Raw genomic sequence first — 17,899 nt, 5'->3', positions numbered from 1 at the left:
GAGCAGATCGAAGTGACGAGGCTCAGGCCGGCGTCACATTGACCGTGTGCTTGTTCAGTGCACCCTTGATGCCGAACGACACATGGCCGTCGACCAGGGCGAACAGCGTGTGGTCCTTGCCCAGACCGACGTTGACGCCGGGGTGGAACTGGGTGCCGCGCTGACGCACGATGATCGAGCCTGCGCTGATCAGTTCGCCGCCGAACGCTTTCACGCCGAGCATCTTGGGCTTGGAATCGCGCCCGTTTCGCGTGGAGCCGCCGCCTTTTTTCTGTGCCATGGTGCCTACTCCTTAACCGGCGATCGCGCCGATTTGCAGTTCGGTGAACTGCTGGCGATGGCCTTGACGTTTCTGATAGTGCTTGCGACGGCGCATCTTGAAGATGTGCACCTTGTCGTGCAAGCCGTGCGAGAGCACGGTGACCGTGACGGATGCGCCGGACACCAGGGGCGTGCCGATCTTGATGTCCGAGCCGTTGCCGACTGCAAGAACCTGATCGATCACGATTTCCTGGCCTACGTCCGCAGCAATCTGTTCTACTTTAATTTTTTCGCCGGAAGCAACGCGATACTGCTTGCCGCCGGTTTTTATGACCGCGTACATGTAAACCTCTTAGAAATTGAGTCTCGGCGGCGAATTCCGCAGAGCCCAAGATTCTAGCATGCCCTGGCCGGCAGCCCAAACCATCGCGCTGCTCCGCCTGTCGCTTGCGCCGCGCTCCCTATAATTTGCGGCTTCCCGGCCCTTCGGCCGACGTTCTCCACTTCACGCAGCGCCCAGCCGCCCTCGCTTTGCCCCGTCCCGCCGCCGACTCCTCCCCGACCACCTCCGTCCTCGGCCTGATCGCCGCCGACATGGCAGAAGTCGATCGCGTGATCGCGCGGCGCCTCGACACTGGTGTGCCGCTGGTCAGCCACGTGTCGCAGTACATCATCTCGGCGGGCGGCAAGCGGCTGCGCCCGGCCTTGTTGCTGCTCATGGCCGGCGCGCTCGAGTACAAGGGCGAACAGCGCTTCAATTTGGCGGCCGTCGTGGAGTTCATCCACACCGCCACGCTGCTGCACGACGACGTGGTGGACGAATCGACGCTGCGGCGTGGGCGCGCCACCGCCAACGAATCGTTCGGCAATCCGGCGAGCGTGCTGGTGGGTGACTTCCTGTACTCGCGCGCCTTCCAGATGATGCTGGACGCGAACAACATGCGGGTCATGCAGATCCTCGCGGAGGCGACCAATGTGATCGCCGAAGGCGAGGTGCTGCAGCTCATGAACATGCACGACGCCTCGCTCGACGAGGCTGGCTACCTGCGCGTGATCCGCTCCAAGACGGCCAAGCTCTTCGAGGCCAGCACCCGCCTCGCCGCCGTCCTGGCAGGCTCGGATGCCGCGACCGAGGACGCATGCGCCTCCTATGGCCAAGCCATCGGCACCGCCTTCCAGGTGATTGACGACGTGCTCGACTACGAAGGCGATGCCAGTGAAACCGGGAAGAACGTCGGCGACGACCTGCGCGAAGGCAAAACGACGCTGCCGCTCATTTTGGCCATGCAGCGTGCCGCGCCCGCCCAGAGCGCCCTGGTGCGCAACGCGATAGAAACGGGCGATACCAGCCAGTTGGCCAACATCGTCGCCATCGTCCGCGAAACAGGCGCGCTCGCCGCCACACGCGCGGCGGCGGCGGCTGAAGCGCAACGCGCCATCGATGCATTGCGTGGTTTTTCTGCGAATTCGCACGCAGAGGGTTTGCTACAATTAGCGGCTCAGTTGCTTGAGCGACGCGCCTAGACGACCCACCCGTGGGAAACCAGACGACTCCTCTTTTCCTGCAACCACCATCGGGGTGTAGCTTAGCCTGGTAGAGCGCTACGTTCGGGACGTAGAGGCCGGAGGTTCGAATCCTCTCACCCCGACCAGCCTTTTGTGGCTGTAACGCCAAATGCTGCGCGGTCGTCACGGCGCGCCGGTTTACAGTCAAAGGGCGATCAGCGATGATCGTGAAGCACTTTTTCACGTTTTTTACATTCGCTGATGGCCGCTGCCGAACCTCCCGTCAAAGATAGCTCGACCGTCGCCCTCCCAGGCTTAGCCCGAGCGTTGATCTCTGCGGGCAAACTTCCAGCGAAAACGGCCGAGGAGATCTATCAGCGATCCCTCATTTCGCGCTCGAGCTTCATCGCGGAATTGACAGGCACCGGTGCGGTGTCGGCTGCCGACCTGGCCCATACGCTCTCCAGCGCCTTCGGCGCACCGCTGCTCGATCTGGACGCCATCGATCCGCAGCGCCTGCCCAAGGACCTGCTCGACCCCAAGCTGTGCCTGGCCTACCGCATCGTGGTGCTGAGCAAGCGCAACAACCGCCTCATCGTGGCGACGGCCGATCCGTCCGACCAGCAGGCGGTCGAAAAGATCAAGTTCGCCTCCCAGATGGGCGTGGACTGGGTCATCGCGGAATTCGACAAGCTGTCCCGGATGGTCGAGGCTGCCGCCGTCAGCGCGGCCGAGAGCATCGACACCATCGTCGGCGCGGAATTCGAGTTCGATGAAGCGGCGGTCGAAACCGCCAGCGATGCGGCCGAGCAGGCCGAGGTCGAGGATGCGCCGGTGGTGCGCTTCCTCCACAAGATGCTGCTCGACGCCTTCGGCATGCGGGCCTCGGACATCCATTTCGAGCCCTACGAGCACCAGTACCGCGTGCGCTTCCGCATCGACGGCGAACTGCGCGAGATCGCCAGCCCGCCGCCGGTCATCAAGGACAAGCTGGCCTCCCGCATCAAGGTGATTTCGCGGCTGGACATCTCCGAGAAGCGCATCCCGCAAGACGGCCGGATGAAGCTCAAGATCGGCCCCGACCGCGTGATCGACTTCCGGGTCAGCACGCTGCCCACGCTCTTCGGGGAGAAGATCGTGATCCGGATCCTGGACCCCAGCAGCGCCCGCCTGGGCATCGACGCGCTCGGCTACGACGCGGTCGAAAAGGAGCGCCTGCTGGCGGCGATCGGCCGGCCGTACGGCATGGTGCTGGTTACCGGGCCGACCGGCTCGGGCAAGACGGTGTCGCTCTACACCTGCCTGAACCTGCTGAACAAGCCCGGGGTCAACATCGCGACGGCGGAAGACCCGTCCGAAATCAACCTGCCGGGCGTGAACCAGGTCAACGTCAACGAGAAGGCCGGCCTGACCTTCGCCACGGCCCTGCGCGCCTTTCTGCGGCAGGATCCGGACATCATCATGGTCGGCGAAATCCGCGACCTCGAAACGGCCGACATCTCGATCAAGGCCGCACAGACCGGCCACCTGGTGCTGTCGACGCTGCACACCAACGACGCGCCGACCACGCTCACGCGCATGCGCAACATGGGCATCGCGCCCTTCAACATCGCGTCCAGCGTCATCCTCATCACCGCCCAGCGCTTGGCGCGGCGGCTATGCACCGTCTGCCGCACGCCGGCCGACGTGCCGCGCGAAGCGCTGCTCGATGCGGGCTTCAAGGAAGAAGACCTCGATGGTTCCTGGAAACCATACCGGCCAGTCGGCTGCTCGGCCTGCAACGGTGGCTACAAGGGACGCGTGGGCATCTACCAGGTGATGCCGGTGTCCGAGGAAATCCAGAAGATCATCCTGCGCGACGGCAGCGCATTGGACATCGCGAAGCAATCGGAAGCCGAGGGCGTGCGGTCCCTGCGCCAATCCGGCCTGAAGAAGGTCATGCAGGGACTGACATCGCTCGAGGAAGTGGTGGCGGTCACCAACGAATAGCACTCACAAGCGGAGATCTCCCATGGCAACGGCAACATCCACGCCCCGCGGACACAAGGAGTTTGTGTACGAATGGGAAGGCAAGGACCGCAACGGCAAGCAGGTCCGAGGCGAACTCCGCGCGGCCGGCACGAACCAGGTGCAGGCGGCGCTGCGGCGGCAAGGCGTGCTGCTCACCAAGGTCAAGAAGCGGCGCATGCGGGCCGGCAAGTCGATCAAGCCGAAGGACATCGCGATCTTCACCCGGCAACTCGCCACGATGATGAAGGCCGGCGTGCCGCTGCTGCAGGCCTTCGACATCGTGGGCCGCGGCAACGCCAACCCGAGCGTGGCCAAGCTGCTCAACGACGTCCGCAGCGACGTCGAGACCGGCACCTCGCTCTCCGCCGCCTTCCGCAAGTTCCCCAAGTACTTCGACAACCTCTACTGCAACCTGGTCGAGGCGGGTGAAGCGGCCGGTATTCTGGAAGAGTTGCTCGACCGCCTGGCCACCTACATGGAGAAGACCGAGGCGATCAAGTCGAAGATCAAGTCGGCCCTGATGTACCCGACGTCCGTGGTCGTGGTGGCCTTCATCGTGGTGGCGATCATCATGATCTTCGTGATCCCGGCCTTCAAGGAAGTGTTTTCCTCCTTCGGTGCCGACCTGCCGGCGCCCACGCTGATCGTGATGGCCATCAGCGAGTTCTTCGTCTCCTACTGGTGGCTGATCTTCGGTGTGCTCGGGGGCGGCATCTACTTCTTCCTGCAGGCCTGGAAGCGCAACGAGAAGGTGCAGCGCGTCATGGACCGGCTGCTGCTGCGCCTGCCGATCTTCGGCACGCTGATCGACAAGTCCTGCGTGGCACGCTGGACCCGCACGCTGTCGACGATGTTCGCTGCCGGCGTGCCGCTGGTGGAAGCACTCGACTCCGTCGGCGGTGCCTCGGGCAATTCGGTGTACGCCGACGCGACCGCCAGGATCCAGCAGGAAGTCTCCACCGGCACCAGCCTCACCTCGGCCATGACCAACGCCAACGTGTTCCCGTCGATGGTGCTGCAGATGGCGGCCATCGGCGAAGAATCCGGCTCGATCGACCACATGCTGGGCAAGGCGGCTGACTTCTACGAAGCCGAGGTCGACGACATGGTCGCCGGCCTGTCCAGCCTGATGGAGCCCATCATCATCGTCTTCCTGGGCGTGATCATCGGCGGCATCGTGGTGTCGATGTACCTGCCCATCTTCAAGCTCGGCCAGGTCGTCTGATGTGGGTGTCGCAGGGGGTGGACGCCGCGCTCGCGGGCGTCCTGGGCTTGCTGATCGGCAGCTTTCTCAACGTCGTCATCTACCGGCTGCCCAAGATGCTCGAGCGGCAATGGGCGGCCGACTGCGCCGCCATCGATGGCGCGGCACCTGAAGCGCCGGGTGCACATGCGGAAGCCTTCAACCTCATGGTGCCGCACTCGCGTTGCCAGCAGTGCGGCCATGCCATCCGCTGGTACGAAAACGTGCCGGTGCTGAGCTACCTCTTCCTGCGAGGACGCTGCGCGTCGTGCAAGACGACGATCAGTCCGCGCTACCCGATCGTCGAGCTGGTCACCGGGTTGCTGTTCGCCTGGTGCGTGTGGCGCATGCCGGGACAGTGGGCGGCGCTCGCGTGGTGCGGCTTTTCGGCCGCGCTGCTGACGCTGGCGCTGATCGACTGGGACACCACCCTGCTGCCGGACGACATCACCCTGCCCCTGCTGTGGGCCGGCCTGCTGGCCGCCATCCTCGGCTTCACCGGCGTGAGCCTGACGGCCGCGGTGCTGGGCGCCGTCGCGGGCTATCTGTCGCTGTGGGGCATCTATTGGCTCTTCAAGCTCACGACCGGCAAGGAAGGCATGGGCTATGGCGACTTCAAGCTCTTCGCGGCCTTCGGCGCCTGGTTCGGCTGGCAGGCGCTGGTGCCGATCATCCTGATGGCCTCGGTCATCGGCGTCATCGTAGGCCTGGCGCTCAAATTCAACAACGGCCTGCGCGAAGGCGGCTACGTGCCCTTCGGGCCCTTCCTGGCGGGTGCCGGCTTCACCGCCATGCTGTTCGGCGCCGACACGATCCTGCGCGTCGTCGGGCTCTGACCCTGGGGGAGACGCACACCATGCGCATCGGCCTGACCGGCGGCATCGGCAGCGGCAAGAGCACGGTCGCTGCGATGCTGAGCGATCTGGGCGCCACCCTGATCGACACCGATGCCATCTCGCGCGCCATCACCCTGCCGGGTGGCCCGGCCATCCCCGCGATCCAGGCGACGTTCGGGGCCGGCGTGCTCGATGCGGCCGGCGGACTGGATCGGGCACGCATGCGCGAGATCGTGTTCGCCGAGGCCGATGCCAAGCGACGGCTCGAAGCCATCCTGCACCCCCTCATCGGCATCGAAACCGAGCGGCAGGCCACGGCAGCCGCGGGCACGACCCTCGTCTTCGACGTCCCGTTGCTGGTGGAGTCGAAGCGCTGGCGGCGCGTCGTCGACCGCGTGCTGGTGGTCGACGCGAGTGAAGCCACGCAACGGACCCGCGTGGTGGCGCGCTCCGGGTGGGCGCCCGACGCCGTACGGGCCGTGATCGCCCAGCAGGCGCCGCGCCGCGAACGCCGCGCGGCCGCGGACGCCGTGGTCTTCAACGATGGTCTGAGCCTCGAGGCGCTGGCCGGCGAAGTGCGCAGCCTGTGGGCCCACTGGATCGGGCATCCTGCGGCCTGAGCCATGGGGCCCAGCCGCGGCGATCGGCCCACGAAGCAACACGACACACCACATCGTGCACCCTGGGGCTATGATCCCGCGACAGGAAATCGATACACCGCGTGATTCTTTACGAGTACCCCTTCAACGAGCGCATCCGGACTTACCTGCGGCTGGAGCACCTGTTCCGCCGTCTGGGTGAACTGGTCCCCGCCGAATCCGCCCTCTCGCACCACTACGCACTGGTCACGATCTTCGAGATCATGGACGTCGCCGCGCGCGCCGACCTCAAGTCCGACGTGCTGCGCGACCTCGACAAGCACAAGAACGTCTTCAACAGCTACCGCGGCAACCCCGCGATCTCCGAGGCTGTGCTCGACCAGGTGGTGGGCCAGCTCGAACGCAATTTCGCCACCCTCAACACCGTGCCCGGCAAGGCCGGACAGTCGTTGACGGAGAACGAGTGGCTCATGAGCATCCGCAGCCGGGCGGGCATTCCGGGCGGCACCTGCGAATTCGACCTGCCGGCCTACCACGCCTGGCAGCACCGGCCCGCCGCTGCGCGGCGCGTCGACCTGGAACGCTGGTCGTCGACGCTGGCGCCGCTGGCCGAATCGATCTATCTCCTGCTCAAGCTGCTGCGGGATGCCGACGTGCCCTACAAGGTGATGGCCGCTGGCGGCCAGTTCCAGCAGAACCTGCCGCAGGGCCGCAGCTTCCAGTTGCTGCGGCTGCGCATCGACCCCCGCCTCGGACTGATCCCGGAGATCAGCGGCAACCGGTTGATGGTGTCGGTGCGGATGATGCGGCATGCATCGGACGATCGCCTGCACGCGAGCCTCGAAGACACCCCCTTTGAACTGACCCTGTGCGCCTGACACGCGCCTGAACGAACCGGCGTCGCTGCCCGTGTCGGCACGGCGCGCAGAGAAAAGCCATGACCACCCGCACCACCCCGACCGGCGACCGCATCGTGCGTTGCCCCGCCTGTGGCCAGGACAGCATCTACGGCCCCGGCAATGCCTACCGCCCCTTCTGCAGCGCGCGCTGCAAGGGCGTGGACCTCGGCGCCTGGGCCAGCGAAGAATTCCGCATGCCGGCCGAGGCACCACCGGACGACGAGCCTTTCGGCGACCCGCGCCTGCAGTAACGCCTGCTCAGCCGGCGCTTGCGGCGCGTGATTCGCCTGAAGCGCGCTCTTCGGCCAGCCAGGCCAGCACCGGCAATGCGCCGGGCAGCACCGGCATCACGTCCAGCGGCAGTTGCTGCCAGCGCATCGCCTGGCCTTCGCGCATCTCGAAGTCACCGTCCCACGCGCGCACCTTGCACCAGTGCAGCCGCACCAGCGCATGCGGGTAGTCGTGCTCGGTGACCTTCCAGACATCGGCCCCTGCGATGGTGATGCCGAGCTCTTCCTGCAACTCGCGGCGCAGCGCCTGCTCCACGGTTTCGCCCGATTCGATCTTGCCGCCCGGGAACTCCCAGTAGCCGGCGTAGGGCTTGCCTTCGGGTCGGGTCGACAGCAGCAGTGCATCGTCCTCGTCACGGATCAGGATGCCTACCGCCACCTCGGTGTGCTTGCGCGTGTCGACCGCCGTGGTGCTCATGCACGCCCCACGTAGTCGCGCGCGAACTGGTAGGCCACACGCCCGCTGCGCGAACCGCGCTCGAGCGCCCAGACCAGCGCCTCGGCCCGCGCGGCTTCGATGGCCGCCGCGTCGACACCGAAGGACGACAACCACTGCGCCACGATCGCCAGGTACTCGGCCTGGCTGAAGGGGTAGAAGCTCACCCACAGGCCAAAGCGCTCCGACAGAGAGATCTTCTCTTCGATCACCTCGCCCGGATGCACCTCGCCATCGTCGGTGTGCGTGTAGCTGAGGTTGTCCTTCATGTACTCGGGCAGCAGGTGGCGCCGGTTGCTGGTTGCATAGATCAGCACATTGGGCGTCGACGCCGCCACCGAGCCATCGAGGATGGACTTGAGCGCCTTGTAGCCCGGCTCGCCCTCGTCGAAGCTCAGGTCGTCGCTGAAGACGATGAACTTCTCGGGGCGGTTCGCCACGACCTCGACGATGTCCGGCAGGTCGGTGAGTTCGGCCTTGTCGACCTCGATCAGGCGCAGGCCCTGCGGCGCATAGGCTTGCAGGCAGGCGCGGATGAGCGATGACTTGCCGGTGCCGCGTGCACCGGTCAGCAGCACGTTGTTGGCCGGCTTGCCCTCGACGAACTGGCGCGTGTTGCGCTCGATCTTCTCCTTCTGGACGTCGATCTCCTTGAGCGCATCGAGCGGCATCGGCGCCACATGGCGCACCGGCTCCAGCGTGCCGTGGCCCGAGCTGCGCCGGCGGTAGCGCCAGGCGATGGCGGCATCCCAGTCAGCGGGGGCCTGCAGCGGCTGCGGAAGGATCGACTCGATGCGGGCGACGAGCTGCTCGGCCCGCTCGATGAGGTTCTCGAACTTCTCGTTCATCGACGACGCCCGCCCGGCCGCCCGAAGGGCGTTGAGCGCCCCCTCGGGGGGCAGTGAATACACGCAGTGATGAACGTGGGGGCCATCAGGAACGGTAGTCGGCGTTGATCGACACGTAGTCGTGGCTCAGGTCACAGGTCCAGACCGTGTCGGTGGCGTCGCCGCGGCCCAGGCCGATGCGCACGGTGATTTCACTCTGCTTCATCACGCGCTGCCCGTCTTCCTCGCGGTACGACGGATTGCGCCCGCCCTTGACCGCGACGTGCACGTCGTCGAGGTACAGATCGATGCCGGTCTGGTCGAGGTCGTCGATGCCGGCATAGCCGACCGCGGCCAGGATGCGGCCGAGGTTCGGGTCGCTGGCGAAGAAGGCCGTCTTGACCAGCGGCGAATGCGCGACCGCGTAGGCGACCTGCCGGCACTCGGCGGCGTCGCGGCCTCCTTCTACGCGAATGGTGATGAACTTGGTGGCGCCCTCACCGTCGCGCACGATGGCCTGGGCCAGCAGGCGTGCGACGTTCTGCATCGCCGCGACCAGCACGCGGCCGTCGGCCGAGTCGAGCGAATCGATGCGCGCGTGCGCGGCCTTCTGCGTCGCGATGACGACGAAGGAATCGTTGGTCGAGGTGTCGCCGTCGATGGTCACGCGGTTGAACGACGCATCGGCCAGCGCCCTGGCCAGCGGCTGGATGAGCGCCGGATCGATCTGCGCGTCGGTGGCCATGAAGCCGAGCATGGTCGCCATGTTCGGGCGGATCATGCCGGCGCCCTTGCTGATGCCGGTGATGGTGACGGTCGCGCCACCGATCTGCACCTGCTGGCTGAAGGCCTTGGGCACGGTGTCGGTGGTCATGATGCCTTCGGCCGCACGCGCCCAATGATCGGCCGACGCATCGGCCAGCGCCGCCGGCAGCCCCGCCTCGATGCGGTCGACCGGCAACGGCTCCATGATCACGCCGGTCGAGAACGGCAGGATCTGTTCCGGCGCGATGTCGAGTTCGCGCGCCAGCGCCACGCAACTCTGGTGCGTGCGCGCCAGGCCGTCCTGGCCGGTGCCGGCATTGGCGTTGCCGGTGTTGATCAGCATGGCGCGGATGCCGTAGCCCTTGGCCAGATGCTCGCGGCACACCTGCACCGGCGCGGCGCAGAAGCGGTTCTGGGTGAACACGCCACCGACGGCGGCGCCTTCATCGATCAGCACGACCGTCAGGTCCTTGCGGTTGGCCTTGCGCACGCCGGCTTCCGCCACACCGATGCGCACGCCCGGCACCGCGTGCAGCATCGCCGGATTGGGAGGGGTCAGGTTCACTGGCATGGCGTGGTCTTCACAAAGAGGATCGATGGGGAATCAGGTCAGCTTGCCGTGGCACTGCTTGAACTTCTTGCCACTGCCGCAGGGGCACGGGTCGTTGCGGCCGACGCGCGCAAAGGCCGCTGCATCGGCGCCGAGCCCAAGACCAGCGGCGGCCGCGGCAGCGCGGCGGGTGCTTTCCTCGTCGACACGCACCTCGACCTCGCCCGTCTCGGTGGGCGCGGTGTAGGTGATGTTGGAGATGGCTTCAGCACGGCTTTCCATGTTTTCGGCCGCTTCCTCGAGCTGCTCGCCCGACTGCACGCGCACCGTCATGAGCTGGCGCGTGACCTCGTTCTTGACCGAGTCGAGCAGCTGCCCGAAGAGCTCGAAGGCTTCGCGCTTGTATTCCTGCTTGGGCTGCTTCTGCGCATAGCCGCGCAGGTGGATGCCCTGGCGCAGGTAGTCGAGCGACGCCAGGTGCTCGCGCCAGTGCGTGTCGATGCTCTGCAGCAGCACCATGCGCTCGAACTGCGTGAAATTCTCCTGGCCGACCTGGGCCACCTTGGCGTCGAACGCGGCGTGGGCGGCATGGACCACCTTCTCGACGACGTCGTCGTCGCTGATCGCGGTGGCGGCCTCGACCTCGCTCTTGAGCGGAAGGTCGAGCGCCCAGTCGTTCGCCAGCGTCTTCTCGAGGCCGGCGAGGTCCCACTGCTCTTCCACCGATTCCGCGGGCACGTACTGCCGTGCCAGTTCGCTGAAGCAGCCCTCGCGCAGACCCGCGATCTGCGCCGTCAGGTCGGACGCATCGAGAATGTCGTTACGCTGCTGGTAGATCACCTTGCGCTGGTCGTTCGAGACGTCGTCGTACTCGAGCAGCTGCTTGCGCACGTCGAAGTTGCGCGCCTCGACCTTGCGCTGCGCGCTCTCGATGCTGCGCGTGACGATGCCGGCTTCGATCGCCTCGCCGTCGGGCATCTTGAGCCGGTCCATGATGGCCTTGACCCGATCACCCGCGAAGATGCGCATCAGCGGGTCGTCCAGGCTCAGGTAGAAGCGCGACGAGCCCGGGTCGCCCTGCCGGCCGGAACGGCCGCGCAGCTGGTTGTCGATGCGGCGCGACTCGTGGCGCTCGGTGGCGATGATGCGCAGGCCGCCCAGGGCCTTGATGGCCTCGTGGTCTTTCGTCCATTCGGCGCGCACGCGGGCGATCTCGTCCGCCTTCGCTGCTTCGTCCATGCCCTCGTCGGCCTCGATGGCGGCGATCACCTTCTCGATGTTGCCGCCGAGCACGATGTCGGTGCCGCGACCGGCCATGTTGGTCGCGATGGTGATCATCTTCGCGCGGCCGGCCTGGGCCACGATGTCGGCTTCGCGCGCATGCTGCTTGGCGTTGAGCACCTGGTGCGGCAGACCGGCCTTGGTCAGCAGCGCATCGATGATTTCCGAGTTCTCGATCGACGAGGTGCCCACCAGGACGGGCTGGCCGCGCTCGTAGCATTCGCGAATGTCCTCGATCGCGGCTTCGTATTTCTCGCGCGTCGTCTTGTAGACGCGGTCGAGCTGGTCGTCGCGCCGGCTGATGCGGTTGGGCGGAATGATGACCGTCTCGAGCCCGTAGATCTCCTGGAACTCGTAGGCCTCGGTGTCGGCCGTGCCGGTCATGCCCGCCAGCTTGCCGTACAGCCGGAAGTAGTTCTGAAAGGTGATCGATGCCAGCGTCTGGTTCTCGGCCTGGATCTCCACGCCTTCCTTGGCTTCCACGGCCTGGTGCAGGCCGTCGCTCCAGCGGCGCCCGCTCATCAGACGCCCGGTGAACTCGTCGACGATCACCACCTCGCCCTGTTGCACCACGTAGTGCTGATCGCGGTGGTACAGGTGACGCGCGCGCAGGGCGGCGTTCAGGTGGTGCATCAGCGTGATGTTGGTCGGGTCGTACAGCGACGCGCCTTCGGGCAGCAGCTTGAATTCCGACAGCAGCTGCTCGGCCTTCTCGTGGCCGTCTTCGGTCAGGAACACCTGGTGCGTCTTCTCGTCGACGGTGAAGTCGCCGGGCTTGGTCACACCCTCGCCGGTGCGCGGGTCCTCTTCGCCCTCCTGCTTCACGAGCAGGGGCACGACCTTGTTGATCGCGAGGTACAGGTCGGTGTGGTCTTCGGCCTGGCCGCTGATGATCAGCGGCGTGCGCGCCTCGTCGATCAGGATCGAGTCCACCTCGTCGACGATCGCGTAGTTCAGCACGCGCTGCACCCGGTCGCGCGACTCGTAGACCATGTTGTCGCGCAGGTAGTCGAAGCCGTACTCGTTGTTCGTGCCGTACGTGATGTCCGAACCGTAGGCCGCCTGCTTCTCCTCGCGCGGCATGTTGGGCAGGTTGATGCCCACCGTGAGGCCGAGGAAGTTGTAGAGGCGCCCCATCCATTGCGCATCCCGATTGGCCAGGTAGTCGTTGACCGTGACCACGTGCACGCCCTTGCCGGCGAGCGCGTTCAGGTACACCGGCAGCGTGGCGGTCAGCGTCTTGCCTTCACCCGTGCGCATCTCGGAGATCTTGCCGTTGTGCAGCGCCATGCCGCCGAGCATCTGGACATCGAAGTGGCGCATCTTCATGACGCGCTTGGAGCCTTCGCGTACCGTGGCGAAGGCTTCAGGCAGCAGGTCGTCGAGCGACTCGCCCTTGGCGATGCGGTCCTTGAACTCCCCGGTCTTGGCGCGCAGCGCATCGTCGCTGAGTGTCTCGAACTGCGGCTCGAGGGCATTGATGCGTTCCACGGTCTTGCGGTACTGCTTGAGTAGCCGGTCGTTGCGACTGCCGAAGATTTGGGTCAGGAAGTTGGTGGCCATGTGTGAAGGATCGATCGAGCGCCCGAACGGATTCGGATGCCACGACGAAATCCCTAAGATAGGGTGAAAGCACATGGGCGCGCTTTTGCAAAAGCCAAGCGGCCCGTGCCGGCGCGAACGCCGGCAAACCGGGCATTTTAGCCACTGACCTCATCCCCTCATGTCATCGAATCGCCGATTCAATTCCTTCACGCTGCTGCAGGCCGCCGATGGATCACCCACCCTGGCGGGGTTGCTGGCGCGCGCGCAGGATGCCGCCGACAGGCTGAAGGCGATCGAGGGCCTGATTCCGGTCGATATGCGTCCGGCCATCAAACCGGGACCGGCCGAGGACGACGTGTGGTGCCTGATCGTGCAGGGCAGCGCCGCGGCAGCCAAGCTGCGCCAACTGGCGCCGACGCTGGTAGCGCGGCTGAACGCGAGGGGCTGGAAGGTGGCGAGCATCCGCATCAAGGTGCAGACGCGGCGCTGACTCTGCAGGCCGGGCGTCGAAGGACTCGATGCGAAAAAGGAAAATGGTGCCGCTTGTCGGAATCGAACTGACGACCTACCGCTTACAAGGCGGTTGCTCTACCAACTGAGCTAAAGCGGCGTGGGGCTGGATTCTATCCAAGGGTCACCGAGGCACGCCCCGGTGACGCTTACTTGATGCGCTTCAGAGAAGGCTTGGCACCGCCACCGGCGGGCGGGCGCGGCGGCTCGGTCCCGTCGACGCCGGTGTCGGACGCGTCGAGCGCGTCCGGCGCGCCTTCGGTCGTCACCAGATGAACGACCTTGCCGGCCTCGCCTTCACCGTCGCGAGAGGCCTCCCGCAGCGGCGTGCGCGCCGCAGCCACGGGGGTCGAGGCCGCGATCGGCGTCGGGAGACCACCGCCATCGGCTGCGGCGGCAGGCGCCGGGAAGGCCATGCCTTGACCGTTCTCGCGCGCGTAGATGGCGATCACCCGCCCGACCGGCACGACGATTTCACGTGCCGAACCCGCGAAGCGCGCCTTGAACTCGATGAACTCGTTGCCGAGTTTGAGCGAACTGGTGGCGTCGAAACTGACGTTCAGCACGATCTCGCCGTTCTTCACGTACTCGCGCGGCACCTGGACGCTGTCGTCGACCTGCACCGCCACGTAGGGGGTGAACCCATTGTCGGTGCACCATTCGTACATCGCCCGAATCAGATAAGGGCGGGTGGAGGACGATTCGAGGGCGTTGAGCATGAGGAACGGAAAAAAGCGTTGGACGACGCTTACTTGCGCATCACCTTCTCGGACGGCGTCAGCGCCTCGATGTAGGCCGGGCGCGAGAAGATGCGTTCGGCGTACTTCAGCAGCGGCGCCGCATTTTTACTGAGGTCGATGCCGTAGTAGTCCAGGCGCCAGAGCAACGGCGCGATGGCCACGTCGAGCATCGAGAAGTTGTCGCCCAGCATGTACTTGTTCTTGAGGAACACCGGCGCCAGTTGCGTCAAGCGGTCGCGGATGTGCGCACGCGCCTTCTCCAGTGCCTTCTCGTTGCCCTTGGCGGTACGGTTCTCCAGCGTGGACACATGCACGAAGAGTTCCTTCTCGAAGTTGAGCAGGAACAGGCGCACGCGGGCGCGGTCGACCGGGTCGCCGGGCATCAGTTGCGGATGCGGGAAGCGCTCGTCGATGTACTCGTTGATGATGTTCGACTCGTACAGGATCAGGTCGCGCTCGACCAGGATCGGCACCTGGCCGTACGGGTTCATCACGCTGATGTCTTCGGGCTTGTTGTACAGGTCGACGTCGCGGATCTCGAAGTCCATGCCCTTCTCGAACAGGACGAAGCGGCAGCGGTGGGAAAAGGGGCAGGTCGTACCTGAATACAGAACCATCATGGCGGGAGACTCCTAAAAATCAAAAAGAGTGGGTCGCGTTGGCAACCCACTCCGTGGGACCGGCTGGCCCCCCTGGGGCGCGCGCCGATCGGCATGTGCACGACTACTTGACGTCTTTCCAGTACGACGCGTTGAGTCGCCAGACGAAGACCAGCGCCATCAGCAGGAACAACAGCACCCAGACGCCCACGCGCACACGCGTGTTCTGCGCCGGCTCGGCCATCCACTGCAGGTAGTTGACCAGATCGCCGACGGCCTGGTCGTACTGCAGGGGCGTCATGGTACCGGGTCTGACCTGTTCCCAGCCCTTGAACACATCCACCTCGTGGCCGTGCTGCTCGACCTTGGTGTAGACCGGACGGCGGTCGCCCTGCAGTTCCCACAGCGCGTGTGGCATGCCGACGCTCGGGAAGGCAAGGTTGTTCCAGCCGGTCGCCTTGGTGTCGTCGCGGTAATAGGTGCGCAGGTAGGTGTAGAGGTAGTCGGCACCGGTGCCGCCGTGGCCGGCGCGCGAGCGCGCGACCAGCGTCAGGTCGGGCGGGTTCGCACCGAACCATTCCTTGGCCTGGCGCGGATCGATGTTCGCCTTCATCACGTCGCCGACCTTCTCGGTCGTGAACAGCAGGTTGTCCTTGATCTGCTGCTCGGAGATGCCGATGTCCTGCAGGCGGTTGAAGCGCATGAAGGCGGCCGAGTGGCAGCCCAGGCAGTAATTGACGAACAGTTTGGCGCCGTTTTGCAGCGAGGCCAGGTCGTTGGTGCGGTTGGGCGCCTTGTCCCAGGCGAGACCGCCTTCCGCGGCGTGGGCACCCGTGACGATGCCAAGGGCGGCGATCAGCGTGAGGATCAGTTTCTTCATTGTTCTTCTCTCCAGCTCAGTGCGCAGCGAAGGTCACGCGCTCGGGCACCGGCTTGAATTCGCCCAGACGGCTCCACCACGGCATCAGCAGGAAGAAACCAAAATAGAAAAGCGTTCCCACCTGCGAGACGCGTTCGCCGAGCGGCGACGGCGGCTGCACGCCCAGGTAGCCCAGGATCAGGAAGTTGATGACGAACACGCCGTAGAGGACCTTGTTCCAGGTCGGGCGATAGCGGATCGACTTCACCGGGCTGTGGTCCAGCCAGGGCAGGAAGAACAGGATGATCACGGCGCCGCCCATCACGACCACGCCCCAGAACTTGGCGTCGATCGACAGCATCAGCACGGCGACGACGACGGCGGCCACGACGATCGCGCCCTTGACCAAGGTTGCGACCCGCGCCTTCCACACGCCGAACACGGCGGCACCCACGACGCAGGCGATGAGCGCATACATCATCTCGCTGGTGATGGCGCGCAGCATCGAATAGAAGGGCGTGAAGTACCACACCGGGGCGATGTGGTTCGGCGTCTTGAGCGAATCGGCCGGGATGAAGTTGTTGTACTCGAGGAAGTAGCCGCCCATCTCCGGCGCGAAGAAGATGATCGCGGAGAAGATCGTCAGAAAGATCACGACGCCGAAGATGTCGTGCACCGAGTAGTACGGGTGCGAAGGAATGCCGTCGAGCGGATGGCCGTCCGCGCCGAGGTTGGCCTTGATCTCGATGCCGTCGGGGTTGTTCGAGCCGACTTCGTGCAGGGCGATCAGGTGGGCCACCACCAGACCGAGCAGCACCAGCGGCACGGCGATCACATGGAAGCTGAAGAAGCGGTTCAGCGTGGCGTCGCTCACCACGTAGTCGCCGCGAATCAGCAGTGCGAGGTCGGGACCGACGAAGGGAATCGCAGCGAACAGGTTCACGATCACCTGTGCGCCCCAGTAGCTCATCTGGCCCCAGGGCAGCAGGTAGCCCATGAAGGCCTCGGCCATCAGGCACAGGAAGATCGCGCAGCCGAAGATCCAGATCAGTTCACGCGGCTTCCGGTAGCTGCCGTAGATGAGGCCGCGGAACATGTGCAGATACACCACCACGAAGAACGCCGAGGCGCCCGTGGAGTGCATGTAGCGGATGAGCCAGCCCCAGGGCACGTCGCGCATGATGTATTCGACCGAGGCGAAGGCGAGGTTCGCGTCGGGCTTGTAATGCATCACCAGGAAGATGCCGGTCACGATCTGGATGACCAGCACCAGCATCGCGAGCGAGCCGAAGATGTACCACCAGTTGAAGTTCTTGGGCGCGTAGTACTTGCCCCACTGGTCGTTCCACAGCTTGGTCAGCGGGAAGCGGTTGTCGACCCAGTTGAGCGCTCGCTCGGCGGCCGGGGCGTTGGGGGAGATTTCCTTGAATTCAGCCATGTCGTCTCTTCCCTCAGGCCTTCTTGTCTTCGCCGATGAGCAGGCGGGTGTCCGACAGGTACATGTGCGGCGGCACCGGCAGGTTGTCCGGCGCGGGCTTGTTCTTGAAGACGCGGCCGGCCAGGTCGAAGGTCGAACCGTGGCACGGGCAGAGGAAGCCGCCTTCCCAGTTGTCGGGCAGCGAGGGCTGTGGCCCGGCCTGGAGCCTGTCGATCGGCGAGCAGCCCAGGTGCGTGCAGATGCCGACCACCACCAGGACTTCAGGCTTGATCGAGCGGCCTTCGTTGCGGGCGTACTCGGGGGTGAATTCGCTGGGGTTGCGCTCGGACTTCGGGTCGGCCAGCTGACTGTCGAGCTTGGGCAGTTCGGCAATCTGCTGCGGCGTGCGTTTGAGGATCCACACCGGCTTGCCGCGCCACTCGACCGTGATCTTTTCGCCGACCTGCATCGCGCCGATGTCGACCTCGACCGCTGCACCGGCGGCCTTGGCGCGCTCGGAAGGCTGGAACGTGCTGACGAACGGGATCGCCGTCGCCACACCACCCACCGCGCCGGCGCAGCTGGAGGCAATCAACCACGTCCGCTTGCTCTTGTCTATCCGGGGGGCGCCGACGGGGATGTCACTCATGGGGGTCCTCAATCTTGTCGCTGGGGTGGGATCAGCCGGCGATTGTAGCGGAGCGTCACAGGCGACCTCAACGCGCA

The 17,899-nt window shown here is 65.5% G+C and carries 19 protein-coding genes and 2 tRNA genes; 9 read left to right on the top strand and 12 right to left on the bottom strand.

The window, feature by feature from the left end; all coding sequences use genetic code 11:
- Positions 1-22 precede the first annotated feature (22 nt).
- Positions 23-280 carry a 50S ribosomal protein L27 gene (rpmA, locus tag ACSFA2_RS01410; protein WP_435453524.1) on the bottom strand — a complete coding sequence of 86 codons (258 nt, stop codon included), beginning with the start codon at positions 278-280 and terminating at the stop codon, positions 23-25.
- A gap of 12 nt (positions 281-292) precedes the next feature.
- Positions 293-604, bottom strand: coding sequence for a 50S ribosomal protein L21 (rplU, locus tag ACSFA2_RS01405; protein ID WP_262075052.1), 312 nt, complete (start codon positions 602-604; stop codon positions 293-295).
- A 188-nt stretch (positions 605-792) separates the two neighbouring features.
- Here rplU and ACSFA2_RS01400 point away from each other — a divergent pair, with 188 nt between their 5' ends.
- The 8 genes from ACSFA2_RS01400 to ACSFA2_RS01365 all read left to right on the top strand — a co-directional run bounded on the left by ACSFA2_RS01400 (position 793) and on the right by ACSFA2_RS01365 (position 7,605).
- Positions 793-1,785: a polyprenyl synthetase family protein gene (locus tag ACSFA2_RS01400; RefSeq protein WP_435453523.1), complete on the top strand. Its 993-nt coding sequence runs from the start codon at positions 793-795 to the stop codon at positions 1,783-1,785.
- A gap of 51 nt (positions 1,786-1,836) precedes the next feature.
- Positions 1,837-1,913 (top strand) — tRNA-Pro (locus ACSFA2_RS01395).
- A gap of 115 nt (positions 1,914-2,028) precedes the next feature.
- Complete coding sequence (gene pilB / locus ACSFA2_RS01390) at positions 2,029-3,756, top strand: type IV-A pilus assembly ATPase PilB (RefSeq protein ID WP_435453522.1); 1,728 nt, start codon at positions 2,029-2,031, stop codon at positions 3,754-3,756.
- Positions 3,757-3,778: 22 nt separating this feature from the next.
- Entirely contained in the window at positions 3,779-5,002 is a 1,224-nt protein-coding gene (locus ACSFA2_RS01385; RefSeq protein WP_435453521.1) for a type II secretion system F family protein, read from the top strand.
- Entirely contained in the window at positions 5,002-5,856 is an 855-nt protein-coding gene (locus tag ACSFA2_RS01380) for a prepilin peptidase (RefSeq protein ID WP_435453520.1), read from the top strand. The genes ACSFA2_RS01385 and ACSFA2_RS01380 overlap by 1 nt, the downstream gene beginning before the upstream one ends.
- Before the next feature lie 20 nt (positions 5,857-5,876).
- A complete protein-coding gene (gene coaE, locus ACSFA2_RS01375; RefSeq protein WP_435453519.1) occupies positions 5,877-6,476 on the top strand; it encodes a dephospho-CoA kinase in 600 nt (199 codons plus the stop codon).
- Positions 6,477-6,577: 101 nt separating this feature from the next.
- Complete coding sequence (gene zapD / locus ACSFA2_RS01370) at positions 6,578-7,333, top strand: cell division protein ZapD (RefSeq protein ID WP_435453518.1); 756 nt, start codon at positions 6,578-6,580, stop codon at positions 7,331-7,333.
- Between the two features lie 59 nt (positions 7,334-7,392).
- Complete coding sequence (locus ACSFA2_RS01365; RefSeq protein ID WP_286644454.1) at positions 7,393-7,605, top strand: DNA gyrase inhibitor YacG; 213 nt, start codon at positions 7,393-7,395, stop codon at positions 7,603-7,605.
- 7 nt (positions 7,606-7,612) lie between these two features.
- On the opposite strand, the gene mutT is transcribed toward ACSFA2_RS01365, so the two are convergent.
- The 4 genes from mutT to secA form a co-directional block, all read right to left on the bottom strand.
- Positions 7,613-8,062: an 8-oxo-dGTP diphosphatase MutT gene (gene mutT, locus ACSFA2_RS01360; RefSeq protein WP_435453517.1), complete on the bottom strand. Its 450-nt coding sequence runs from the start codon at positions 8,060-8,062 to the stop codon at positions 7,613-7,615.
- A complete protein-coding gene (locus ACSFA2_RS01355) occupies positions 8,059-8,928 on the bottom strand; it encodes an ATP-binding protein (RefSeq protein ID WP_435454153.1) in 870 nt (289 codons plus the stop codon). The genes mutT and ACSFA2_RS01355 overlap by 4 nt, the downstream gene beginning before the upstream one ends.
- Before the next feature lie 85 nt (positions 8,929-9,013).
- Positions 9,014-10,243 (bottom strand): bifunctional glutamate N-acetyltransferase/amino-acid acetyltransferase ArgJ, encoded by a 1,230-nt coding sequence (argJ, locus tag ACSFA2_RS01350; protein WP_435453516.1) that lies wholly within the window; start codon positions 10,241-10,243, stop codon positions 9,014-9,016.
- Positions 10,244-10,276: 33 nt separating this feature from the next.
- The gene (gene secA / locus ACSFA2_RS01345; RefSeq protein ID WP_435453515.1) at positions 10,277-13,066 is read right to left on the bottom strand and encodes a preprotein translocase subunit SecA; all 2,790 of its coding nucleotides are present in this window, start codon (positions 13,064-13,066) and stop codon (positions 10,277-10,279) included.
- Positions 13,067-13,226: 160 nt separating this feature from the next.
- On the opposite strand from secA, the gene ACSFA2_RS01340 reads away from it, so the two are divergent.
- A complete protein-coding gene (locus ACSFA2_RS01340) occupies positions 13,227-13,538 on the top strand; it encodes a hypothetical protein (RefSeq protein ID WP_435453514.1) in 312 nt (103 codons plus the stop codon).
- 44 nt (positions 13,539-13,582) lie between these two features.
- On the opposite strand, the gene ACSFA2_RS01335 is transcribed toward ACSFA2_RS01340, so the two are convergent.
- From ACSFA2_RS01335 to petA, 6 genes are all read right to left on the bottom strand, one after another.
- Positions 13,583-13,658 (bottom strand) — tRNA-Thr (locus tag ACSFA2_RS01335).
- 49 nt (positions 13,659-13,707) lie between these two features.
- Complete coding sequence (locus ACSFA2_RS01330) at positions 13,708-14,277, bottom strand: ClpXP protease specificity-enhancing factor (protein ID WP_435453513.1); 570 nt, start codon at positions 14,275-14,277, stop codon at positions 13,708-13,710.
- Positions 14,278-14,306: 29 nt separating this feature from the next.
- Positions 14,307-14,918, bottom strand: a complete 612-nt coding sequence (locus tag ACSFA2_RS01325) for a glutathione S-transferase N-terminal domain-containing protein (protein WP_286541916.1) — start codon at positions 14,916-14,918, stop codon at positions 14,307-14,309.
- 103 nt (positions 14,919-15,021) lie between these two features.
- Positions 15,022-15,777 (bottom strand): cytochrome c1, encoded by a 756-nt coding sequence (locus ACSFA2_RS01320; protein WP_435453512.1) that lies wholly within the window; start codon positions 15,775-15,777, stop codon positions 15,022-15,024.
- A gap of 16 nt (positions 15,778-15,793) precedes the next feature.
- Positions 15,794-17,194 carry a cytochrome b gene (locus ACSFA2_RS01315; RefSeq protein WP_435453511.1) on the bottom strand — a complete coding sequence of 467 codons (1,401 nt, stop codon included), beginning with the start codon at positions 17,192-17,194 and terminating at the stop codon, positions 15,794-15,796.
- A gap of 13 nt (positions 17,195-17,207) precedes the next feature.
- Positions 17,208-17,822, bottom strand: a complete 615-nt coding sequence (gene petA / locus ACSFA2_RS01310) for a ubiquinol-cytochrome c reductase iron-sulfur subunit (protein WP_435453510.1) — start codon at positions 17,820-17,822, stop codon at positions 17,208-17,210.
- Positions 17,823-17,899 lie beyond the last annotated feature (77 nt).

It is taken from the genome of Variovorax cryoconiti (genome assembly GCF_051216395.1).
Lineage (GTDB): Bacteria > Pseudomonadota > Gammaproteobacteria > Burkholderiales > Burkholderiaceae_C > Variovorax.
The sequence above is the reverse complement of the archived record's forward strand: the minus strand, read 5'-3'. Positions and strand labels throughout refer to the sequence as shown.

Bases quoted from the DNA above. Each gene is read 5' to 3' on its own strand.
- rplU (WP_262075052.1), bottom strand. From the start codon at position 604: ATGTACGCGGTCATAAAAACCGGCGGCAAGCAGTATCGCGTTGCTTCC.
- mutT (WP_435453517.1), bottom strand. From the start codon at position 8,062: ATGAGCACCACGGCGGTCGACACGCGCAAGCACACCGAGGTGGCGGTA.
- coaE (WP_435453519.1), top strand. From the start codon at position 5,877: ATGCGCATCGGCCTGACCGGCGGCATCGGCAGCGGCAAGAGCACGGTC.
- ACSFA2_RS01340 (WP_435453514.1), top strand. From the start codon at position 13,227: ATGTCATCGAATCGCCGATTCAATTCCTTCACGCTGCTGCAGGCCGCC.
- ACSFA2_RS01385 (WP_435453521.1), top strand. From the start codon at position 3,779: ATGGCAACGGCAACATCCACGCCCCGCGGACACAAGGAGTTTGTGTAC.
- ACSFA2_RS01325 (WP_286541916.1), bottom strand. From the start codon at position 14,918: ATGATGGTTCTGTATTCAGGTACGACCTGCCCCTTTTCCCACCGCTGC.
- petA (WP_435453510.1), bottom strand. From the start codon at position 17,822: ATGAGTGACATCCCCGTCGGCGCCCCCCGGATAGACAAGAGCAAGCGG.
- ACSFA2_RS01380 (WP_435453520.1), top strand. From the start codon at position 5,002: ATGTGGGTGTCGCAGGGGGTGGACGCCGCGCTCGCGGGCGTCCTGGGC.
- ACSFA2_RS01315 (WP_435453511.1), bottom strand. From the start codon at position 17,194: ATGGCTGAATTCAAGGAAATCTCCCCCAACGCCCCGGCCGCCGAGCGA.
- ACSFA2_RS01320 (WP_435453512.1), bottom strand. From the start codon at position 15,777: ATGAAGAAACTGATCCTCACGCTGATCGCCGCCCTTGGCATCGTCACG.
- ACSFA2_RS01355 (WP_435454153.1), bottom strand. From the start codon at position 8,928: ATGAACGAGAAGTTCGAGAACCTCATCGAGCGGGCCGAGCAGCTCGTC.
- pilB (WP_435453522.1), top strand. From the start codon at position 2,029: ATGGCCGCTGCCGAACCTCCCGTCAAAGATAGCTCGACCGTCGCCCTC.
- ACSFA2_RS01365 (WP_286644454.1), top strand. From the start codon at position 7,393: ATGACCACCCGCACCACCCCGACCGGCGACCGCATCGTGCGTTGCCCC.
- ACSFA2_RS01330 (WP_435453513.1), bottom strand. From the start codon at position 14,277: ATGCTCAACGCCCTCGAATCGTCCTCCACCCGCCCTTATCTGATTCGG.
- rpmA (WP_435453524.1), bottom strand. From the start codon at position 280: ATGGCACAGAAAAAAGGCGGCGGCTCCACGCGAAACGGGCGCGATTCC.
- secA (WP_435453515.1), bottom strand. From the start codon at position 13,066: ATGGCCACCAACTTCCTGACCCAAATCTTCGGCAGTCGCAACGACCGG.
- argJ (WP_435453516.1), bottom strand. From the start codon at position 10,243: ATGCCAGTGAACCTGACCCCTCCCAATCCGGCGATGCTGCACGCGGTG.